Below are 19,801 nucleotides of genomic sequence, written 5' to 3'. Positions count from 1 at the left end.
TCTAGCGACGCATATCGTTAGTTTCTCGTCCTCAATGTGTAAACACATGTCAGGACGGGACATAGAGAACCAAAAGGGCGACAGATACTTATCTGTCGCCCTTTTGGTTGTTTAATCTGCGCTAATTCAACTAAAGTCAGTTAAGGCAATACAAACTTAGTCATCGGCATAAATTTTCACTTCCACGCAGCCATTAGTATCAACACTCGCACGGTACATTCCTGAACTGTTCATACCGAAATGAATATCACCCTGTCCATCGATAGCAATCAAGCCACCTTCACCACCCATGGTTTTCAATTCACCTTGAATTATCGTTTCACAAGCCGTATGCACATCTTCCTTGAGATAACGCATTCGTGCCGCCACATCACTGGCAACCATTTTACGTAGAAAGAACTCGCCCATTCCTGTCGTTGATACGGCCACGTTGCCATTTTCAGCAACAGTGCCTGCACCTATGATTGGAGAATCTCCCACACGACCGTATTTTTTATTGGTTACGCCACCGGTACTGGTTGCTGCCGCTAAGTTACCGGCCTGGTCTAATGCTACTGCGCCAACCGTGCCGTACTTCTTATCATCTGGATATTTTTGGGCTTGTTGTTCATCATATTTCGATTCAGACAGCGCAAAGATGCCTTTCTCTTTCATCGATTGAAGTTGGTCATAACGACGCTCAGTAAAGAAGTAATCTTGCTCGGTGAAGGTATACTCATGCTCAAACGCAAACTTCTCTGCGCCTTCACCAATCAACAGCACATGATCGCTTTTAAGCATCACATCACGCGCCAGCTCAATGGGGTTTTTGATATGGCGGACACCGGCAATAGCACCCGCATCCATTTCGCGACCGTGCATCACAGAAGCATCCATCTCAACAAATTCATCATGAGTCAGAACCGAACCTTTACCGGCATTAAAGTGTGGGCTGTCTTCCATCACTTTAACCGATGCTACCACCGCATCCAGCGCATCACCACCTGATTGCAGTACTTGATAACCAGCCAAAACCGACTTCTCCAAAGCCTCGGTAATACCCGTTTTTAATTCATCGCTCATTTGCTCTCGTAAGATGGTGCCTGCACCACCATGAATGGCAATTGAAAAAGGCTGTGACATACAAACTCTCCACTGACGTCGACTTATAATGTTGTGCTATCAATACCACATCCATGGTTTGATGTCTGATAGCGAAAACCAAACTATTTACGAACGCTTAGATTTGCGGACACTAAGATTTGCAGACAATTAGTTTGGTAGACGGAAAGCCAGCTCAAAAAGCTAGCACCCTAAACGAAAAAAACCTCCACAAGGGAGGCTTTCAATATTCTTAAACTAAACCGTTAGTGAGAACCACAGCTACCGCCGCCGCAGCAGCCGTCTTTTTTCTCTTCAGCATGGTCATGGCCTTCGCCACCACAGCAACCACCTTCGTGATCATGATCGTGGTCGTGACCGCCACAGCCGCCTTCTTGGTGTACGTGACCGTGTTGAACTTCTTCTTCAGTCGCTTCACGAACCGCTACAACTTCAACGTCAAACGTTAGAGTTTGGCCAGCTAGCATGTGGTTACCGTCAACAACAACTTCGTCGCCATCTACTTCAGTAACTTCAACTGGGATTGGACCTTGGTCAGTATCCGCTAGGAAACGCATGCCAACTTCGATTTGCTCAACACCTTGGAATACGTCTGCAGGAACACGTTGAACTAGGTCATCGTTGTGCTCGCCGTAAGCGTCTTCTGGAGTAACAGTTGCTGAGAACTTGTCGCCAGCGACTTTGCCTTCAAGCTCTTTTTCAAGACCTGTAATTAGGTTGTTGTGACCGTGAAGGTAATCTAGTGGAGCTTCTGCAGTTGATTGGTCAACTACTACGCCATCTTCAAGTTTCACTTGATATGCAACACTAACTACTACGTTCTTTTCAATTTTCATGAGAGCTCCAAGGAGGTTTGGACTAAGCTCGAACAGTTGAGCTTAGGAAAAATTCTGTACCCGGATATTATGGGGATCAATTGACGAAACTCAATCATTCTGGCTTAAAAATACCGATCATTTCTTGATTTGCGTGTTCAGATTTCTCTACAGTTTTCGGTTTACGCTGCTCGGTGAAGTCACAATCGACGCATTCCACCAGCTCGATATTATTTTCAACCCACCAGCGGAGTGTGTCTTGAGTACTACAGCTTGGGCAGCTCGCCCCAGCGATAAAGCGTTTTTTCTGTTTCACGTTCATATCCTTTACTACTCTGGATTCGCAGTTCTTCTATTCGTCTCTGAGTTAAAGGCTCTGTAGAGACCGCGTTTATTATTAGGGTGTATTGTTGTTAGTTATAAAATCTTGGTTATAAGTTCTGAAGAGCAATTCACTCCAGACTATTGCCAATAATTTCGAGATTGGTGATCGTTTTCCATCTCGTGTCCAAAAATCTCTTCAAGCTCTTTACGAGCCTCTTTCGCTCTTTGGGCTAACTCGGCATCTTCGTTATGCTGAGGCAGCAACTCTTTCAGCATACCATTATCCAGTTTCCTAAAGTGTGCTTCTGCTCGCTTCGCTTTATATGGATGCATGCCAAGTTCAGTCAATGTTTGACGACCTAAATCCAGAGCCCCAAGGAAGGTTTCACGCGAGTAGTTGCTCACACCGTGGTTAAGTAATTGATACGCTTCAACACGGCTTCGAGCGCGCGCTAAAATCTTTAACTGTGGGAAATGCTGCTTACACAAGTCGACAGTTTTCATGATTTCGTCTGGAGAGTCGGTACACAACACGATCGCTTCCGCTTTATCAGCTCCGGCTGCGCGTAATAATTCAAGATGAGTCGAGTCACCGTAGAACACCTTGTAGCCGAACTTTCTAAGGATGTGTATTTGGCTGGCATCACTTTCAAGGACGGTGATACGAATCTTATTAGCGTACATCAAGCGACCAATGATCTGACCGAAACGACCAAAGCCTGCAATGATCACTCGAGGGCTACGATCAACCACATCCGAAGACATGGCGCTTTCACTGATTTGATTGAGTTGACGAGCAAAGAATCGGTCTTGCAGCTTAAGCATCAATGGCGTGGTCACCATAGAAAGGCTCACAACAACCAGTAAGAACGACACTTGGTCGCCACTTAAGATGCCTTGTGCACTCGCAGCGGTAAAAATTACGAAGGCAAACTCACCACCTTGGCTGAGAATCATCGCCATTCGGCTGCGCGCTTTAGCTTGAGTGCCGAAGATACGAGCCAGCGCATACAGCACCAAACCTTTCAATACGACCAGAGACGACACCGCAATCAATATTGCGAATGGGCTTTCTGCCAGTAAACCTAAGTTCACCGCCATACCAACCGAAATAAAGAACAAGCCAAGCAGTAACCCTTTGAATGGGTCAATCGCGATTTCAAGCTCGTGTCGATATTCACTTTCAGCCAGAAGTACGCCCGCCAAGAAAGTACCTAATGCCATCGACAAACCAATCTGCTGCATGATGACGGCAATACCAATCACCAATAACAGCGCCGCGACCGTGAACAACTCACGCACACCGCTCATGACTACATATCGGAACAGAGGTCTCAACAAGAAGTGACCACCGACAAGTAAGCCAATTACACCACCTAGCATCCACAGCATATCAGCCCAGCTGCCGCCCGTATTACCCGCAAGCAGAGGCAGCATCGCCAACATAGGGATAACGGCTATATCTTGGAAAAGTAATACCGCAAAGCCTGACTGCCCTGCTTCTTTGCCACCAAGCTCTCGCTCTTCAATAACACGCAACGCAATAGCGGTCGAAGACAAAGCTAAACCCATGCCGATGACCAAGCTAGTTTGCCAAGTTAAACCAAACATACACGCGATGGCGGTAATAATCAGAGTGGTGATCAGCACTTGCGCGCCACCGAGTCCTAGAATGGGGGCTCGCATCTGCCACAGTTTTTTCGGATTAAGTTCGAGACCAATCAAGAAGAGCAGCAGTACCACCCCGAATTCGGAGAAGTGTAGAATCGCCTCTACATCACTGATTAAACCAAGCCCCCATGGGCCAATCGCCACGCCAGCTAATAGATAGCCGAGTACTGAACCTAAGCCAGCTCGCTGAGCGATAGGAACCGCAACCACAGCAGCCGCTAAAAATATAACGCTACTTTGTAGAAAATCATTAGTCAGAGCCATCATTCGCTCCTATATCTTGTAGCGGGTCTCGCAACCAATTTCGATACGCTTCTGCGTGTTGGTAAAGCGTCATATCCGAAACATTTCTCGCCCAGTGTAAAACTAAGGGGGATATCCAGTGCATCTGACACAAAGCAGCGGTTAGCTCGAATGGTTGCAAGATCTCTTGTAATGGATATTTATTATAGCCTGCGGCGCCAAACGCCTCTTCTTTACCACCGGTAGTAATAACGCTGCGCCAGTGTTTGCCTTTAAGCGCACTCTGCTCACCGAATGCAAATCCTTTGCCTAACACACGATCAAACCACTCCTTCAATAACGAAGGACAGGAATACATAAACAGAGGATGTTGGAACACAATCACATCGTACTCTAGGAGTAAATCATGCTCATAAGGCACATCGATAAAGAAGTCTGGGTAGATGGCGTAGAGATCGTGAATTTTGACATGACCGAGCGACTCGACCTTTTTAACCATCATTTGATTAGCAATAGAGGTGTGCGGCTCTGGGTGTGCGTAGATTATTAACACCTTTGGCACGGCTTTGTCTGTCGAGGGAGTATTACTCATTCCTTTGAAACATTCCTTTGAGGGCTAAACGGTGGCAAGGCCACAAGAATTTAAGCAAAAGTTATTAATATGTTATTGGCATCATAACGCAAATTGCATTGTGATCGACTTTTATCTGGTTTCAGCCTACTATGCAGGCGTCTGTTCACCTCTAATTTCTATGCTATTTCAATTATGATTACTTTCTCTGATATTCAATTGCTCCGCGGTGGTAAGCCACTCCTCGACCAAGCATCTGCGACTTTTCATCCTGGCGACAAGATCGGTTTGGTTGGTAAAAACGGCTGTGGTAAATCTACGCTGTTCGCCCTAATTAAGGACGAACTGTCTATTGATGCAGGCTCATTCAGTAAACCAGCCCATTGGGAAATGGCTTGGGTTGCTCAAGAAACACCTGCATTAGAAAGAACAGCAATTGAATACGTGATTGATGGCGACCGTGAATACCGTGGCCTTGAAGATCAACTTGAGAAAGCCGAACAAGCCGACAACGGCACATTAGTCGCAGAGATCCATGGCAAGATTGAAACCATTGGTGGTTATAGCATCAAAGCACGCGCGGCTGAGCTGTTAGACGGCCTGGGCTTTCGCCAAGAACAAATGACATGGAACCTGACTCAATTTTCAGGGGGTTGGCGTATGCGTTTAAACCTAGCGCAAGCCCTACTGTGTCGCAGTGACCTACTGTTACTCGATGAGCCAACCAACCACTTGGATTTAGACGCTGTAATGTGGCTAGAACGCTGGTTACAAAACTACCCAGGCACACTCGTTCTTATCTCACACGATAGGGACTTCTTGGATCCTATCGTCAACCGCATCGTGCATGTTGAAAATCAACTGCTCAATGAATACACCGGTAACTACTCGTCGTTCGAAACCCAACGAGCGCAAAAGCTAATTCTGCAACAAGCTATGTACCAAAAGCAGCAGAAACAAATGTCGCACATGCAGAGCTACATTGACCGTTTCCGTTACAAAGCTTCAAAAGCTCGCCAAGCGCAAAGCCGTATTAAAGCGCTAGAGAAAATGGAACAAGTACTGCCCGCTCAGTTTGATAACCCTTTCAGCTTTGAATTTAGAGAACCAGACGCACTACCAAACCCAATCATGATGATGGACGAGGTATCGGCGGGTTACGACGACAACCTGATTCTAGAGAAGATTCGCCTAAACCTAGTACCGGGCAGCCGTATTGGTTTGCTTGGTCGAAATGGTGCAGGTAAATCGACGCTGATTAAGCTACTTTCAGGCGAACTGAAACAGCAAGGTGGCGAGCTAAGCTATTCGCAAGGCGTTAAAATGGGTTACTTTGCCCAACATCAATTAGAGACGCTGCACCCGGAAGAGACACCACTTCAGCACATGATGCAGATTGCGCCAAAACACACCGAGCAACAACTGCGTGACTACCTAGGTAGCTTTGGCTTCCAAGGTGAAAAAGCACTCGATAAAGTGGCACCGTTTTCCGGTGGTGAAAAAGCGCGTTTAGTTTTGGCGCTACTGGTATGGCAAAAACCGAACCTGTTGCTACTCGATGAACCAACCAACCACTTGGATCTCGATATGCGTCAGGCACTAACGTTTGCATTGCAGACGTTTGAAGGCGCGATGGTTATCGTATCGCACGACCGCTACCTACTTCGTGCCACTACTGATGATTTGTACCTTGTACACGACCGTCAAGTTGCACCGTTTGATGGTGACCTTAGCGATTACTACAAGTGGCTAACCGAACAACAGAAAGTTGAGCGCAAAGAAGCACAAGCATTGGCACCAGCAAAAGATGGCGCCAACAGTGCAGCAGCAAAAAAAGATCAGAAACGTAAAGAGGCAGAGTTCCGTAAACTGACGGCACCCATTCGTAAAAAGCTGACTCAATTTGAAAAGCAGATGGATAAATTAACGTTGGCTCTTGAAGAAGCCGAGCAAGAATTATCCGACACTTCACTGTATGAAGCTGAAAATAAGGCTAAACTGAATAAAGTACTCGCTCTACAAGCGAGCAGTAAGTCACAGCTAGAAGAAGTTGAAATGGATTGGATGTCCACTCAAGAAGAGCTTGAGCAGATGGAACTGGATATGGATAGCTTATGAGCCCAGAGCACGCACCAATATCACTAACACTGGAACGACTATGGCAATTTAGCCTTCAGTATTACAGTGTGCGCGGTGTTAAGGATGCGTGCTTAGCTTTGCAAAACCAATTCCATGGCAACGTCAATCTACTGCTGCTTCTCAAATGGCTTGATGAGCAGCAACTCTCTTTTGCTGAGGAAGAGTGGCACAAGGTGCAACAATGCTTAAGCCGCTCTGAAACCTTGCTTCATAGTTATCGAGAGCTGCGTAAACACCTCAAAGCACACGTTGTCGATTCACTCTACCGTGAAGCCTTACAATTTGAGCTGCAGCTTGAAAAGCAACAACAGTCCGACCTCGTCGACTGCATTAAGTCTCTTCAACTTACAGCGAACCAACAATCACCGCTCGCTTTACAGTACTGTCGTTTATTAGGGGCGGAAAATCTCTACGACGCTTTTTCTGAACCAGCACCACAGCCCTAACGCATTTCCTTTTCCTTTTATTCAATCAAGCTCCAAGCTTAACTGCGCTCGCTCGTTACCATGATCGCATGCTGACTAAAACACATTTGGGGGGAGTCTTTAATACGCCCAACCTTGATATTATTCAACCAGTTACCCATCACCTGTTTTGGTCGATCATATCAGTGAAACCCTTGCGCTTATGCTAAGAATCAACCAAGCTCAAATAAAAACGTGGGCGTTTCGCTAAAAGCTCAACACTTTATCAAAGCCCATAAAAGAAGCATGGACTGTTTTTATGACAATATTTACCGCTGCCGCTGGCCTATCGAATCCACATTTACAAACCTTAGTGCCAAGATTTATTAGAAAGCAGGCGTTGTTTGCTCCTCAATGGCAGACCTTAGAAACTCCCGACGGCGATTTCCTAGACCTTGCATGGAGTGAATCGCCAGACGGTGACACACCAAGCAATGATGATAAAAGTAACAAGCCAATATTCGTTCTATTCCACGGATTAGAAGGGAGCTTTGAGAGCCCTTACGCCAACGGGCTGATGAATGCATTTGCTAAAGATGGTTGGCTATCAGTGATGATGCACTTTAGAGGTTGCAGCGGAAAACCAAATCGCTTGGCTCGTGCATACCATTCAGGTGAAGTCGAAGATGCGCGCTTTTTCCTAAGGCATCTGCACGCGCAGTTCCCCAACAACCCCAAAGTTGCAGTTGGTATCTCTTTGGGGGGTAACATGCTGGCGAATTATTTGGCTGAGTATGCAGACGACCCATTGCTGTCGGCGGCGACCATAGTATCTGCTCCATTTGACTTGGCTTGTTGTTCTAGTCGCATTGAGCAGGGCTTCTCCAAGCTCTATAAGAAGTATCTACTCAACTCTCTAAAATCAAACGCCTTGAAAAAAGTTAACCTGCTACAGGAAAAGCTGGGGGTCACAGCGGAAACCATTAAGAAGATCACCAAACTGTATGAGTTTGATGAACAAATCACGGCGCCTCTGCATGGGTTCAAAAATGCCCAAGATTATTATGCGCAATGCTCCGCACTGCCTAAACTCAAGAAGATCAAACTACCAACTCAGATCATTCATGCCAAGGACGATCCTTTCATGACCGATGATGTGATTCCAAAGTTCGTTCTGCCTGATAACATCGATTATCGACTGTTTCAAAAAGGCGGTCATGTGGGGTTCATTACCGGCAGCACACTCAAGCCAAGATTTTGGTTAGAAGAAGCATTACCCGCCTACTATGAAAGTCTACAAGATTCGGCATAATGACGAGCCTTAGTAAATAGCAGTAAAAATATTACTAAGCTCACTCATTTCTACAACAATAAACCTATCCATGAACATAAAAGAGAGAAGTATTTATGATCATTCCGTGGCAAGACATTGCGCCAGAGACACTGGAAAACCTCATCAAAGAATTCGTACTGCGTGAAGGTACAGACTATGGTGACGTAGAAGTTTCACTGCAAAACAAAATTGACCAAGTGAAACATCAATTAGCCTCAGGAGAAGTGAGTATCGTGTTTTCTGAACTGCATGAAACCGTTGATATTCAAGTCACAAAACGCTTCTAAGCTGCGCTCATAAAGGAGCCGTGTTATAGTGGTAAACGATTGCTAACAAGTAAGTTACTCAAAAGACAAGGGTTGTCATGTCCGCTAAACATCCAATTATTGCGGTGACAGGTTCATCTGGAGCCGGCACCACCACTACCTCAGAAGCCTTCCGAAAAATGTTCAATATGATGGACGTGAAGGCAGCTTGGGTTGAAGGGGATAGTTTCCATCGCTTCACTCGACCAGAGATGGATGTCGAGATCCGTAAGGCGCGCGAGCAAGGTAAGCACATCAGCTACTTTGGTCCACAAGCTAACGATTTTGGTGCATTAGAAGATTTCTTCCGTCAATACGGCAATGAAGGCACGGGAAAAGTCCGTAGCTATCTGCATACCTTCGATGAAGCCGTGCCTTACAATCAAATGCCCGGCACCTTTACGCCATGGCAAGAGATCCCTGAAAACTCGGATGTGATGTTCTACGAAGGTCTTCACGGTGGCGTAGTCGATGGTGACATCAATGTTTCTCAACACGTCGATCTGCTTATCGGCATGGTACCTATCGTAAACTTGGAGTGGATCCAGAAATTCGTTCGTGACACACGCGATCGTGGTCACTCTCGCGAAGCGGTGATGGATTCTATTGTTCGCTCAATGGATGATTACCTTAACTACATTACCCCGCAGTTTTCGCGTACTCATATCAACTTTCAGCGTGTCCCTACCGTAGATACATCAAATCCACTGAATGCAAAAGGGATCCCAAGTTTAGACGAAAGCTTCGTGGTTATACGTTTGCGCGGCATCAAAAACGTCGATTTCCCTTACCTGTTGGCTATGATTGATGGCTCATTTATGTCACGTCATAACACGCTTGTGGTGCCAGGAGGCAAGATGAGTTTTGCTATGGAGCTCATTGTAAGGCCGATCCTGCAACAACTTATAGAAACCGGGAAAATAGGCTAACAAAACAACATTCTGGTTGATTACTTTTCATACCGTGATCATGTGCACAATTTTGCGTAAAAAATCGTAGCTTGGTCACGATTAAAATCAAGAAATAGTACCTGAAAAAGGATACTATTCTTAAACGAAACACAAGATAGCTTGCAGCACTCAACGAGTGCTCTTATCCTAGCTAGGTCAATTCAGGCTTAGCTAAAATATGGAAAGCGGCAAGCATACCCTGCAGAGGAAGTAAGATATTATGGTTCTAGGTAAACCCCAAACCGATCCAACATTAGAGTGGTTCCTTTCACACTGTCATATTCATAAGTACCCTTCAAAAAGCACTTTGATTCATGCTGGTGAAAAGGCAGAAACCTTGTACTACATCGTTAAAGGTTCTGTGGCAGTTCTTATCAAAGACGAAGAAGGTAAGGAAATGATTCTTTCTTACCTAAACCAAGGCGACTTCATCGGTGAGCTTGGCTTGTTCGAAGAAGACCAAGAGCGTACTGCATGGGTTCGTGCAAAATCTCCTTGTGAAGTGGCTGAGATTTCTTTCAAGAAATTCCGTCAACTTATCCAAGTGAACCCAGATATTCTAATGCGTCTTTCAGCGCAAATGGCAAACCGTCTACAAGTAACTAGCCAAAAGGTTGGTGACTTAGCGTTCCTTGACGTAACAGGTCGTATCGCTCAAACGCTACTAAACCTAGCAAAACAGCCAGATGCAATGACTCACCCTGACGGCATGCAAATCAAGATCACTCGTCAAGAGATTGGCCAGATTGTTGGTTGTTCTCGTGAGACCGTAGGTCGTATCTTGAAGATGCTAGAAGAGCAGAACCTAATTTCTGCACACGGTAAGACTATCGTGGTATACGGCACTCGTTAATCTCGATTAACTGAGCCAAAAATTTGAAAGCCACCAAATGCGAATTTGGTGGCTTTTTTGTTTTCTAAATATCTAGAGAACAGATGCGGGAAGCAAAGTTAGAAATCGGACTTCACTATTCTAAAGTATCTCGAAGCGAAGCGTACCCGCACCTCTAGGGCAAAGCCCGTGCTCGTATCTTTCTTTAACCGTTGGTGCTTTCAAAGATCTTGTCAGCTGATGCCGCAACAAATCCGGTATAAAGCTCACCATTGGCCACCGCATAACGCTTAGCAAACTCATAGAAGCCTCCAGGAATCATCTCATTGCCTTCAACAAATGAAACTGGGACTTTGTCTGCCATGGTTGATGATTGCTCTAATAAGACCTCTGGAGAGCCTTTCACCTCACCACCTGACGCATTGATAGTGAATCCCGACTCATTCAGATAGTCATTCACGGCCTGCACTTCATGGAACTTATTTAACTGGTTCACACTCACCGTAAAGTGGTTTGCACCGTAGCCATGAGCTGCGAGCCAAGAAGCATATTCACTCTCTTTTGCTAGTACTTGGAAATCTGCGAAATTCAAATCCCAAAGACGACCACCAAACAAGAATTCATGACCTTGAAGCTTACTTGCGTCAACTTGCTCAACCAACTTAGCAACGATCTGTTGCAGGTCACTTGAACACTCTTCTACCTTCAACTCACTAATGAACACTTTTGGTTGGTTTGGATCTGGGTGCTCGTAGTGCTTAGCCACTAGCTTCTTGCTCTCAAATAAGTAATCGCCACACGCCTTGTAACCTAATTCAAGGAAAGGTTTAGCCAATGTTTCAATACCTAGCGGTGCAACATTGAAAGTACGCAGTGCAATGTGATCATTAATCAGAGCTTCATCTTCTTTCAGCAAGTGATGCACTTTCTCAGCCGATGGACAAAGCCTGTGAATGTAATCATTCCATAGTGATTTAAAGAGTAGATCGGGCGTCATGGTGACTCCTTGTCAGAGGTTCTAGCAAGCTAGTAATTTGGATTAGAAAGGGAGAGGCTGGACATAGAGTCAGCAGCCATCAGCCTGTGACATACTTGTTCTATTATTATCTACCGCCCAATCTAGGTGTCGGACGTGGTGGAACAGGGAAGCGATAACACCACCTCCCTATTTCAAGCTTAACGAATGAGCCTAAAACTACAGCTCAATACCTGGGCTAAATGTCGCTGGCAGTTGAGTTTCGCCACCTTCCATTGAAGCCATAGGGTAAGCACAATAGTCCGCTGCATAGTAAGCACTTGGGCGTAGGTTGCCCGAAGCACCCGGGCCACCAAATGGTGCATCACCACTTGCGCCTGTTAGCTGACGGTTACGGTTAACAATACCCGCACGGATATGATCAACGAAGTATTCCCATTCAGAATCATCTGTTGATACAAGACCCGCAGACAAACCAAAACGAGTGTCGTTAGCTAGCTCAACCGCTTGCTCGAGCGATTGGTAACGAACCACTTGCAGCAATGGACCGAAGTACTCTTCATCTGGCAACTCAGCAATGTTGGTTGCATCGATAATCCCCGGAGAAACAAACGCCGCTTCGCCCGCTTTTGCTTCAACTAGGCTTACACCACCGAGTGATTGCAGATTAGCTTGCGCGTCCAGAATGAACTTAGCCGCAGCTTCGGAGATTTGTGGTCCCATGAAAGGTGCAGGTTCAGCGAATGGCTGATCAACACGAATCTTCAAGGTAGCCGCAACGAGCTTATCGAGCAGTTGATCACCCTTCTCGCCAACAGGAACATACAAACGACGCGCACATGTACAACGTTGACCAGCACTGATGAAAGCCGATTGGATAATGGTATAAACCGTCGCGTCAGCATCACCAAATTGGTCACTGATCACCATCGGGTTGTTGCCACCCATCTCTAGCGCCAGCATCTTGCCCGGTTGACCTGCGAATTGACGGTGAAGGATATGACCGGTATTAGCACTGCCCGTGAATAGCACGCCATCAAGACCTTTAGCATCGGCTAGTGCGATACCTGTCTCTTTAGCGCCTTGCACTAGGTTGATCACGCCAGCAGGAAGGCCAGCTTCTTGCCATAGCTTCATCGCAAACTCACCAGTCCAAGGTGTCTGCTCTGACGGCTTAAATACCACGGTATTACCCGATAGCAGTGCTGGAACAATATGACCATTAGGCAGATGACCTGGGAAGTTGTAAGGGCCAAATACCGCCATAACGCCTAATGGACGATGACGCAGTACGATTTGGTTACCTGCCGCTTCACGTGAAGCTTCACCAGTACGTTCGTGATATGCACGAATAGAGATAGCGATCTTGCCCGCCATCGCGCCCGCTTCAGTACGAGTTTCCCAAATCGGTTTACCCGTCTCTTTTGCAATAATCTGTGCTATCTCTTCGCTGTTCTCTTTTACTTTCTCAGCAAAGTTCAACACGATGGCTTCACGCTCTGCAAAGCTCAGTTTCTTCCAAACTAAGAACGCATCACGAGCCGCTGCTACTGCAGATTCAACCTGCGCTGGTGTTGCACTATCGCCTTGCCACACGACTTCATTGTTGTATGGGCTTACTGATGTCATGGCGTCGCCTTGACCTGCCACCCACTGTCCTGCTATCCACTGAGTCATACTTCTATCCTTAAAATCTTCGACAGATAATCGCCGCTCTTATTGAGCCAACATGCGAACGAATTCGCCTTCTTTTACTTCAAGAGCGCTTGCTACTTCAGATGATAAAATCACTGTGTCGCTTGCTTGGTCATACGCGCCTTTCGCGGCTACTGCGCGGAAGTTCTCAAATGAGGTATTACCAATTAGGAAGTCTTTAGAGCTGGAGTGCTCTGCAATTTTCACCTGAGCTCGAATCGCATGACGCACTGATTCAATATTTCTTAGATCACACTCAACCGTTGGGCCTGCATCAAAGATGTCAACATAACCACGGTTAGTGAAACCTTCACGTTCCAACAACTTAAGTGCTGGGCGTGTATTATCATGTACCTCTCCAATCACCGCCTGAGCTTCTTTGCTCAGTAGGTTCACGTAGATAGGCAGCTTTGGCATTAGGTCAGCAATGAAGCCTTTCTTACCGATACCAGTTAGGTAATCTGCAAGCGTGAAATCAATTGAGAAGAAGTGCTCTTGCAGCCATTGCCAGAAAGGTGAGTTACCTTCCGCATCCGATACACCACGCATCTCAGCAAAAATCGTTTTCGAGAAACGCTCTGGGTGTTCAGACATGATTAGGAAGCGACACTTCGACATCAAACGACCATTCAATCCACCACGGAAAGTTGGACGCAAGAACAGTGTGCAGATCTCACTGCATCCGGTGTAGTTATTACCGAAAGTCAGTAGCTTCACGACGTTATTCACGCCAAGCTTTTGCGATGAGTGCACCACTTTGCTGATGTGGTAAGAGTAAAACGGAACATCCCAGCCAATTGAGGCTTCGATACCTGTGGTACCTGCGACTTCTCCGGTTTCGGTATCAAAGCCAACCATTAGGTAGCCTTCATCACCAGGTTCAGTCACGTCTTGTTTAGCAAAGCTGTATTCAGAGTGAGTAATACGGTTGGTTAACAGTTCTTCGTTAACCGGAAGAGATGTGAATCCGTGACCAGATTCAACCGCGCAGGTATGCAACGCATCGTAATCAGATAATTTTATTGGGCGAACAACTAGCATCAATATTCCCTCCAGATGCAAAACAGGCCCAAAACGAGAATCTTGGGCCTTTAGCAGTACGTCATGGGATCGCTCTAATGGCGATCATTCCTATGACGCCGCTCAGGCTAAACTAGCGTAGCGATGGCTTTGTCTAGTTTTGATAAACCTTCTTCAATTTCTTGTGTAGTGATAACCAGTGATGGTGTGAAACGAACCACGTTTGCACCCGCAACCAGTACCATCAAGCCTTGTTCACCTGCTGCTACTAGTACATCACGAGCACGACCTTGCCATGCTTCATTAAGCGCAGCGCCTAGCAATAGGCCTTTACCGCGAACTTCACTGAATATTTGGTATTTGTCGTTAATCTTAGCTAAACCATCACGGAATAGTGCTTCGCGTTCTTTCACGCCAGCCAACGTTTCAGGTTGGCTTACTACGTCAACAACGGCTTCAGCAACGGCACACGCCAGTGGGTTACCACCGTAAGTCGAACCGTGCGTACCCACTTTTAGGTGTGTTGCAAGTTCAGACGTTGTTAGCATTGCGCCGATCGGGAAACCACCACCTAGTGATTTCGCAGTGCTTAGGATATCAGGTGTTACACCTAGGCCTTGGTAAGCGTAAAAGTTACCCGTACGGCCATTACCTGTTTGCACTTCATCAAAGATAAGCAGCGCATTGTGTTTGTCACAAAGTTCACGAACCGTGTTCACGAACTCAGATGTTGGAGAGATGATACCGCCCTCGCCTTGCAAAGGTTCCATCATGATTGCACATGTGCGATCTGAGATGTGCGCTTCTAGCGCTGCAATATCGTTGTAAGGCAGGTGAGTTACATCGCCCGGTTTAGGACCGAAGCCATCAGAGTAAGCCTCTTGCCCCCCCACAGTTACAGTAAAGAAAGTACGACCGTGGAAACCTTGTTTGAATGCAATGATTTCAGACTTCTCAGGACCGTGAACATCCGCTGCCCAACGACGAGCTAGCTTCAATGCTGCTTCATTCGCTTCTGCACCAGAGTTGGCAAAGAATACTTTTTCTGCAAAACATACGTCTGTTAGCTTCTTCGCTAGACGTAATGCAGGTTCGTTGGTCATTACGTTACTTAAATGCCAAATTTTGTTTGCTTGCTCAGTAACTGCGTTAACCATTGCTGGGTGACAGTGACCCAAACAGCTCACAGCGATACCACCAGCAAAGTCGATATACTCTCGGCCTTGTTGGTCCCAAACGCGTGCGCCTTCCCCTTTTACTGGGATCATTTCCATTGGGTTATAACAAGGCACCATCACCTCATTAAACAGACTACGTTCTACTTTTTTTTCCACTGTCATCGTACATTCCTTCTCGATACCGCAAGCTTCGCAAATAAGCGTACTGGTTTATAAGTGAGACAAAGATATTTTCTCTCGCCATAATCCCGCCGCAGCATTATATTTACATTTAATTAACGTTTTCAATAGTAGATTATTCTTTAGCCATCCCTAACAACCAGCTAAACGTCACTACCTATGACTATTTATGCATCAATCAATCTGTTTTATGAAGCTTTTTTTACCTAAACGCATAATCAGCAATAGCAAACCCTTACTGGCATTGCGGTATATAGGGTTCGAGACGAAATAAGGCGAATAATTTTGCATAGGCTAAAAACTTAGCCTGAAGAGAGAGAAATGTTATAAAAAGTGATCGGCGTCAGAGGAGTAAGAGACGCGTAGCGCCCGAATTTAAACGCTTAACGAATGGGGTAACAGGTTTAACTGGCTTATTTAGACGCAGAAAGAGTCAAATTTAAACACTCAGCGTGCTAAGAAGTTAGCGAGAAGCTGGTGTCCTTGCTCTGTTTTAATCGACTCAGGGTGAAATTGTACGGCATCAATCGGTAAGGTTTTGTGTTGATACCCCATGATCTCATCCATGCTGCCATCTTCAAATTCCGTCCAAGAGGTCAATTCAAAGCAGTCTGGTAGCGTGCCATTTTTCACCACTAGAGAATGGTAACGTGTCACGGTTAGAGGGTTATTAAGCCCTTGAAAAACGCTCTTGCCATTGTGGCGGATTGGGGAGGTTTTACCGTGCATCACTTGTCTGGCTCGCACTACTTCACCACCAAAGACTTGGGCAATGGCTTGATGACCAAGGCACACACCTAAGATCGGCAACTTACCCACGAAGTGTTCAATGACTTGTAGAGAGATTCCCGCATCATCAGGCGTACAAGGACCTGGCGAGATAACTAAATGGCTAGGATTTAGCGCTTCGATGCCCGCAATATCAATCTCATCGTTGCGAACAACTTTTACAGTTACCCCTAACTCACAGAAATACTGATACAAGTTATAGGTAAAAGAGTCGTAGTTATCGATGATAAGTAACATGGGTCGAAATCGTTTGCTAAATACTAAAGGATTGGGAGATATAGGGGCGGTATTGTGCAATATAAAGCAAGAAAGGCAAGTGAAAATGATAAAAAGAAAATCAGCTTTCGCTGCCCTGATAACTTTACACTACAAATACATAAACGTTACTGGCAATGAAGCCAGAGTGATCCACTTAGTCTTCTCAAGACATAGATGTCTCCCATCCCTGCCAAAGTTCCCATAAAAATTAAAACCTTATAAGTTGCGGGTTTTTTATGACATGGTTCTTTTTTTGTGAAAAATAACAACTCAATGAATAATTGTTTGAGTTATCATTAGCGTGAATTTACTGACCTTTAATAGAAAAATGAAAGAGAACAAGCTCGTCTACCTAATTCGTTACATACCGACTATAACTGTGGCTCTATTCTCTATTATCGTCTTTTCGTTATCGGTCAATGATAGTTATCGACGAACCAATCAAGAAATCACTCACATAGAGTCCGATATTGTTGAAGAAAAAAAAGCCTATTTAAAATCTCAAGTCAGCTATGTCAACAAGCAGCTCAACTACTTAGAAGAAACAACAATAACCACACTACGCGACAGTATAAAAACTCATACTCTCCGCACTCACTCCATACTAAATCAACTGTACAAGGACAACCCACAATTAAGTGAACAAGAGTTTACAACCTTGGTTCGTTCGAGTTTGAAAAACTACAGATTCAATGACGGTCGTGGTTACCCTTTTATTTATCACCATGATGGAACTGTTATTTTTCACCCTGTTTTTCCTAGTATGCAAGGAGCCTCTAAATGGGAATTTCAAGATGCTAAAGGACACTTTGTTGCTCAGGAATTAACAAAAAAAGCGATTGAAGAAAAAGAAGGCTTTCATAAATGGTGGTTTCTAAAACCGAATTCATTCGCAAAGCAGTATGAAAAAATCGGCTATATCGTTAATTTCTCGCCATATAATTGGTATATAGGTACGAGTGACTTTATTACAGATGTCCAGGCAGACATTCAAAGTGACGTGCTCGAATGGTTAAGTCAGCTTCAAATTGGTCAACAGAGTAACTTCTACGTTATCGACACTAAAGGCGATGTGCTGGCTCATACCACTCCTAGCTTTATTGACACTAATATCCATAACATTCAAAACATACACTTCCGCACTCAAGCAGTCGCGCTGTTGGAACAATCGGATGTCTATGTTAGACACTTAGCTGCCGACAATCACTCGTTAGAAAACCTTAGTTATGTCATCAAAAATAGTACTTGGGGCTGGACGATAGGCGCGAGCTTTAGTGTCACTGCATTAGAAAGACTTGTTGCTAAAAAAAATGCCGAGTTGATTGAAAAAAGAAATGATGAGCTCAATCGCTTAGCACTCATGTATAGCATAGTCGTTCTATTAGTCGGACTACTCTCATATTATGTAAGCACTCTAGTTTCTCGTCGCTTTGAATCTTATCAAGCTGAAATTCAATCTGACTTTGAAAAGCTCTGTACTGCAAACAGCACGCTGAAACACTTTGCTAATCATGACCAACTGACTGGGCTTTTTAATCGACACTTTTTTGAAGTCTATATGGAGAAAGAGCTGGCCAAAACTCAATCAGATGACGATAAATTTCTTGTCTGTTTTATTGATGTAGATAACTTTAAAAACATCAACGACTACTACGGACACAGTGTTGGAGACGAACTCTTAATACAGATATCTCAAACGCTTAAAAAAGTATGCCCTAATTTTTCAGAAGTGTTCCGGTTCGGAGGTGATGAATTTATTGTTACTTTCCCTGCTCTAAACAGCCTAAAACAGGCAGAAAGCGTCATGAAACTATTTCATGATGAACTTGCGACCAAGTATCAATGCTTTGAGCATGAATTTGATATCAGTTTTAGCTTAGGTGCCGCCTTGTATCCCGATCACGGGCGCACTGTCGATGAGTTACTCGCAAGCTCTGATATTATGCTCCATTCTGTGAAATCAGAAGGCAAAGCAAACTGTGCTATTTTCTCATCAAAAACCTCTGCGAAAAATCAACGTAAGTTTCTGATTGAAGACAATTTACTTACCGCTATAGAAAGAAGAGAAATTTATTTAGATTATCAGCCTCAGTATTGCTTACAGTCTGGAAGGTTATGGGGAATCGAAGCGCTAGCTCGATGGAAAAGCCCAACATTGGGTAACGTTTACCCTGATGAATTTATCTCCGTCGCTGAAGTCAGTGGTCACATACGCGCATTAGGTTGGTATCTTATTGAATTAGCCTACCAACAGTATTCAGAACTCGATTTTCCAGACGATGCTCCTATTTTACTGGCACTGAACTTATCACCAGTTCAAATTGGTGAAACAAACTTTGCTGAAAATATCATTAAAATAACAGAGCGCTACGGTATAAACCCATCCCATATATGCCTAGAAGCCACCGAAGGCATCATGCTAAAAAATCCGGAAGAGGTAGCAAAAGTTGCGTATCAACTTCGTAGTAAAGGGTTTCACTTGGCCTTAGATGATTTTGGTACTGGGTACTCTTCGTTGAAGTATTTGTCATTACTTCCTATTCATGAAATTAAAATAGATCGTAGCTTTATTTGGCAACTTTCAGAATCGAATACCGCTCATGAACTATTAAAAAGCATTGTCGCAATTGGGCGGTCTACAAGAACAAGAACCGTCGCTGAAGGTGTCGAAACCATTGAACAACTAGAATATGTTAAACAATATGGATGTGACATTGTCCAAGGGTACTTATTTTCAAAACCGGTATCACTGGAAAAAGCGATACAAATACGCCAATACGACCTTGAAAAGATGGAATCATACCAATCACAGTAAGTAAGTGTTCAAAAATAGCGCAGGAAAAAAGCTTGAGAACAAGGCGGATTTTTTTGATAAGTAGTTATTCTACAATCAAAAAATCTAACGACGTTATCTAGATTTTTAACAAGCTAGGGTGAACAGTTATTTACTACGATTGGTATCAATGAGTAGCTAAAATATAAACCGCTACCTATAGGTAGCGGTTTATTATGACTCA

17 protein-coding genes are annotated in these 19,801 nt (G+C 44.7%); 7 read left to right on the top strand and 10 right to left on the bottom strand.

Translation table 11 applies throughout. The features are described 5' to 3' along the window. Positions 1-156 precede the first annotated feature (156 nt). The 5 genes from AB6E08_RS01265 to kefG all read right to left on the bottom strand — a co-directional run bounded on the left by AB6E08_RS01265 (position 157) and on the right by kefG (position 4,746). Positions 157-1,122, bottom strand: a complete 966-nt coding sequence (locus AB6E08_RS01265) for an isoaspartyl peptidase/L-asparaginase family protein (RefSeq protein WP_372064522.1) — start codon at positions 1,120-1,122, stop codon at positions 157-159. A gap of 224 nt (positions 1,123-1,346) precedes the next feature. Beyond that, positions 1,347-1,937, bottom strand: a complete 591-nt coding sequence (slyD, locus tag AB6E08_RS01260) for a peptidylprolyl isomerase (RefSeq protein ID WP_009848928.1) — start codon at positions 1,935-1,937, stop codon at positions 1,347-1,349. 94 nt (positions 1,938-2,031) lie between these two features. Further along, complete coding sequence (locus AB6E08_RS01255) at positions 2,032-2,232, bottom strand: YheV family putative zinc ribbon protein (RefSeq protein ID WP_020477226.1); 201 nt, start codon at positions 2,230-2,232, stop codon at positions 2,032-2,034. Between the two features lie 146 nt (positions 2,233-2,378). Then, positions 2,379-4,175 carry a glutathione-regulated potassium-efflux system protein KefB gene (gene kefB, locus AB6E08_RS01250; protein ID WP_029225383.1) on the bottom strand — a complete coding sequence of 599 codons (1,797 nt, stop codon included), beginning with the start codon at positions 4,173-4,175 and terminating at the stop codon, positions 2,379-2,381. Continuing rightward, positions 4,162-4,746 carry a glutathione-regulated potassium-efflux system ancillary protein KefG gene (gene kefG / locus AB6E08_RS01245; RefSeq protein ID WP_004729645.1) on the bottom strand — a complete coding sequence of 195 codons (585 nt, stop codon included), beginning with the start codon at positions 4,744-4,746 and terminating at the stop codon, positions 4,162-4,164. Before kefG ends, kefB begins: the two co-directional genes overlap by 14 nt. A 174-nt stretch (positions 4,747-4,920) precedes the next feature. On the opposite strand from kefG, the gene AB6E08_RS01240 reads away from it, so the two are divergent. From AB6E08_RS01240 to crp, 6 genes are all read left to right on the top strand, one after another. Next, the gene (locus AB6E08_RS01240) at positions 4,921-6,843 is read left to right on the top strand and encodes an ABC transporter ATP-binding protein (protein WP_017096560.1); all 1,923 of its coding nucleotides are present in this window, start codon (positions 4,921-4,923) and stop codon (positions 6,841-6,843) included. Continuing rightward, the gene (locus AB6E08_RS01235) at positions 6,840-7,310 is read left to right on the top strand and encodes a TIGR02444 family protein (RefSeq protein ID WP_009848923.1); all 471 of its coding nucleotides are present in this window, start codon (positions 6,840-6,842) and stop codon (positions 7,308-7,310) included. The genes AB6E08_RS01240 and AB6E08_RS01235 overlap by 4 nt, the downstream gene beginning before the upstream one ends. Before the next feature lie 277 nt (positions 7,311-7,587). Beyond that, positions 7,588-8,580: a hydrolase gene (locus AB6E08_RS01230; RefSeq protein WP_012604928.1), complete on the top strand. Its 993-nt coding sequence runs from the start codon at positions 7,588-7,590 to the stop codon at positions 8,578-8,580. A gap of 95 nt (positions 8,581-8,675) precedes the next feature. After that, positions 8,676-8,888, top strand: coding sequence for a YheU family protein (locus AB6E08_RS01225; protein WP_010435208.1), 213 nt, complete (start codon positions 8,676-8,678; stop codon positions 8,886-8,888). 77 nt (positions 8,889-8,965) lie between these two features. Then, the gene (locus AB6E08_RS01220; RefSeq protein WP_012604929.1) at positions 8,966-9,835 is read left to right on the top strand and encodes a phosphoribulokinase; all 870 of its coding nucleotides are present in this window, start codon (positions 8,966-8,968) and stop codon (positions 9,833-9,835) included. Positions 9,836-10,076: 241 nt separating this feature from the next. Continuing rightward, positions 10,077-10,709, top strand: coding sequence for a cAMP-activated global transcriptional regulator CRP (gene crp, locus AB6E08_RS01215; protein ID WP_004729651.1), 633 nt, complete (start codon positions 10,077-10,079; stop codon positions 10,707-10,709). 184 nt (positions 10,710-10,893) lie between these two features. Here crp and AB6E08_RS01210 read toward each other — a convergent pair whose 3' ends face one another. From AB6E08_RS01210 to AB6E08_RS01190, 5 genes are all read right to left on the bottom strand, one after another. Further along, on the bottom strand, positions 10,894-11,685 hold the full coding sequence (locus AB6E08_RS01210) for a DUF1338 domain-containing protein (RefSeq protein ID WP_017096559.1): 792 nt from the start codon (positions 11,683-11,685) through the stop codon (positions 10,894-10,896). A 198-nt stretch (positions 11,686-11,883) separates the two neighbouring features. After that, positions 11,884-13,341, bottom strand: a complete 1,458-nt coding sequence (gene astD / locus AB6E08_RS01205) for a succinylglutamate-semialdehyde dehydrogenase (protein ID WP_012604932.1) — start codon at positions 13,339-13,341, stop codon at positions 11,884-11,886. A 39-nt stretch (positions 13,342-13,380) separates the two neighbouring features. Beyond that, on the bottom strand, positions 13,381-14,400 hold the full coding sequence (gene astA / locus AB6E08_RS01200; RefSeq protein ID WP_029223756.1) for an arginine N-succinyltransferase: 1,020 nt from the start codon (positions 14,398-14,400) through the stop codon (positions 13,381-13,383). Positions 14,401-14,507: 107 nt separating this feature from the next. Further along, entirely contained in the window at positions 14,508-15,719 is a 1,212-nt protein-coding gene (locus AB6E08_RS01195; RefSeq protein ID WP_012604934.1) for an aspartate aminotransferase family protein, read from the bottom strand. A 465-nt stretch (positions 15,720-16,184) separates the two neighbouring features. After that, positions 16,185-16,763, bottom strand: a complete 579-nt coding sequence (locus AB6E08_RS01190; RefSeq protein ID WP_009848915.1) for an aminodeoxychorismate/anthranilate synthase component II — start codon at positions 16,761-16,763, stop codon at positions 16,185-16,187. A gap of 349 nt (positions 16,764-17,112) precedes the next feature. Between AB6E08_RS01190 and AB6E08_RS01185 the strand changes: the two genes are divergently transcribed. Further along, positions 17,113-19,599: an EAL domain-containing protein gene (locus AB6E08_RS01185; RefSeq protein WP_371707584.1), complete on the top strand. Its 2,487-nt coding sequence runs from the start codon at positions 17,113-17,115 to the stop codon at positions 19,597-19,599. The last annotated feature ends 202 nt before the right edge of the window (positions 19,600-19,801 follow it).

The organism is Vibrio sp. 10N.247.310.24, from assembly GCF_041467175.1.
GTDB lineage: Bacteria > Pseudomonadota > Gammaproteobacteria > Enterobacterales > Vibrionaceae > Vibrio > Vibrio tasmaniensis_A.
Note: the sequence above shows the minus strand (reverse complement) of the source record. Positions and strands in the feature narration are given on the sequence as shown.

Bases quoted from the DNA above. Each gene is read 5' to 3' on its own strand.
- slyD (WP_009848928.1), bottom strand. From the start codon at position 1,937: ATGAAAATTGAAAAGAACGTAGTAGTTAGTGTTGCATATCAAGTGAAA.
- crp (WP_004729651.1), top strand. From the start codon at position 10,077: ATGGTTCTAGGTAAACCCCAAACCGATCCAACATTAGAGTGGTTCCTT.
- AB6E08_RS01225 (WP_010435208.1), top strand. From the start codon at position 8,676: ATGATCATTCCGTGGCAAGACATTGCGCCAGAGACACTGGAAAACCTC.
- kefB (WP_029225383.1), bottom strand. From the start codon at position 4,175: ATGGCTCTGACTAATGATTTTCTACAAAGTAGCGTTATATTTTTAGCG.
- AB6E08_RS01195 (WP_012604934.1), bottom strand. From the start codon at position 15,719: ATGACAGTGGAAAAAAAAGTAGAACGTAGTCTGTTTAATGAGGTGATG.
- AB6E08_RS01220 (WP_012604929.1), top strand. From the start codon at position 8,966: ATGTCCGCTAAACATCCAATTATTGCGGTGACAGGTTCATCTGGAGCC.
- AB6E08_RS01240 (WP_017096560.1), top strand. From the start codon at position 4,921: ATGATTACTTTCTCTGATATTCAATTGCTCCGCGGTGGTAAGCCACTC.
- AB6E08_RS01190 (WP_009848915.1), bottom strand. From the start codon at position 16,763: ATGTTACTTATCATCGATAACTACGACTCTTTTACCTATAACTTGTAT.
- AB6E08_RS01265 (WP_372064522.1), bottom strand. From the start codon at position 1,122: ATGTCACAGCCTTTTTCAATTGCCATTCATGGTGGTGCAGGCACCATC.
- astA (WP_029223756.1), bottom strand. From the start codon at position 14,400: ATGCTAGTTGTTCGCCCAATAAAATTATCTGATTACGATGCGTTGCAT.
- kefG (WP_004729645.1), bottom strand. From the start codon at position 4,746: ATGAGTAATACTCCCTCGACAGACAAAGCCGTGCCAAAGGTGTTAATA.
- AB6E08_RS01230 (WP_012604928.1), top strand. From the start codon at position 7,588: ATGACAATATTTACCGCTGCCGCTGGCCTATCGAATCCACATTTACAA.
- AB6E08_RS01185 (WP_371707584.1), top strand. From the start codon at position 17,113: ATGAAAGAGAACAAGCTCGTCTACCTAATTCGTTACATACCGACTATA.
- AB6E08_RS01210 (WP_017096559.1), bottom strand. From the start codon at position 11,685: ATGACGCCCGATCTACTCTTTAAATCACTATGGAATGATTACATTCAC.
- astD (WP_012604932.1), bottom strand. From the start codon at position 13,341: ATGACTCAGTGGATAGCAGGACAGTGGGTGGCAGGTCAAGGCGACGCC.
- AB6E08_RS01235 (WP_009848923.1), top strand. From the start codon at position 6,840: ATGAGCCCAGAGCACGCACCAATATCACTAACACTGGAACGACTATGG.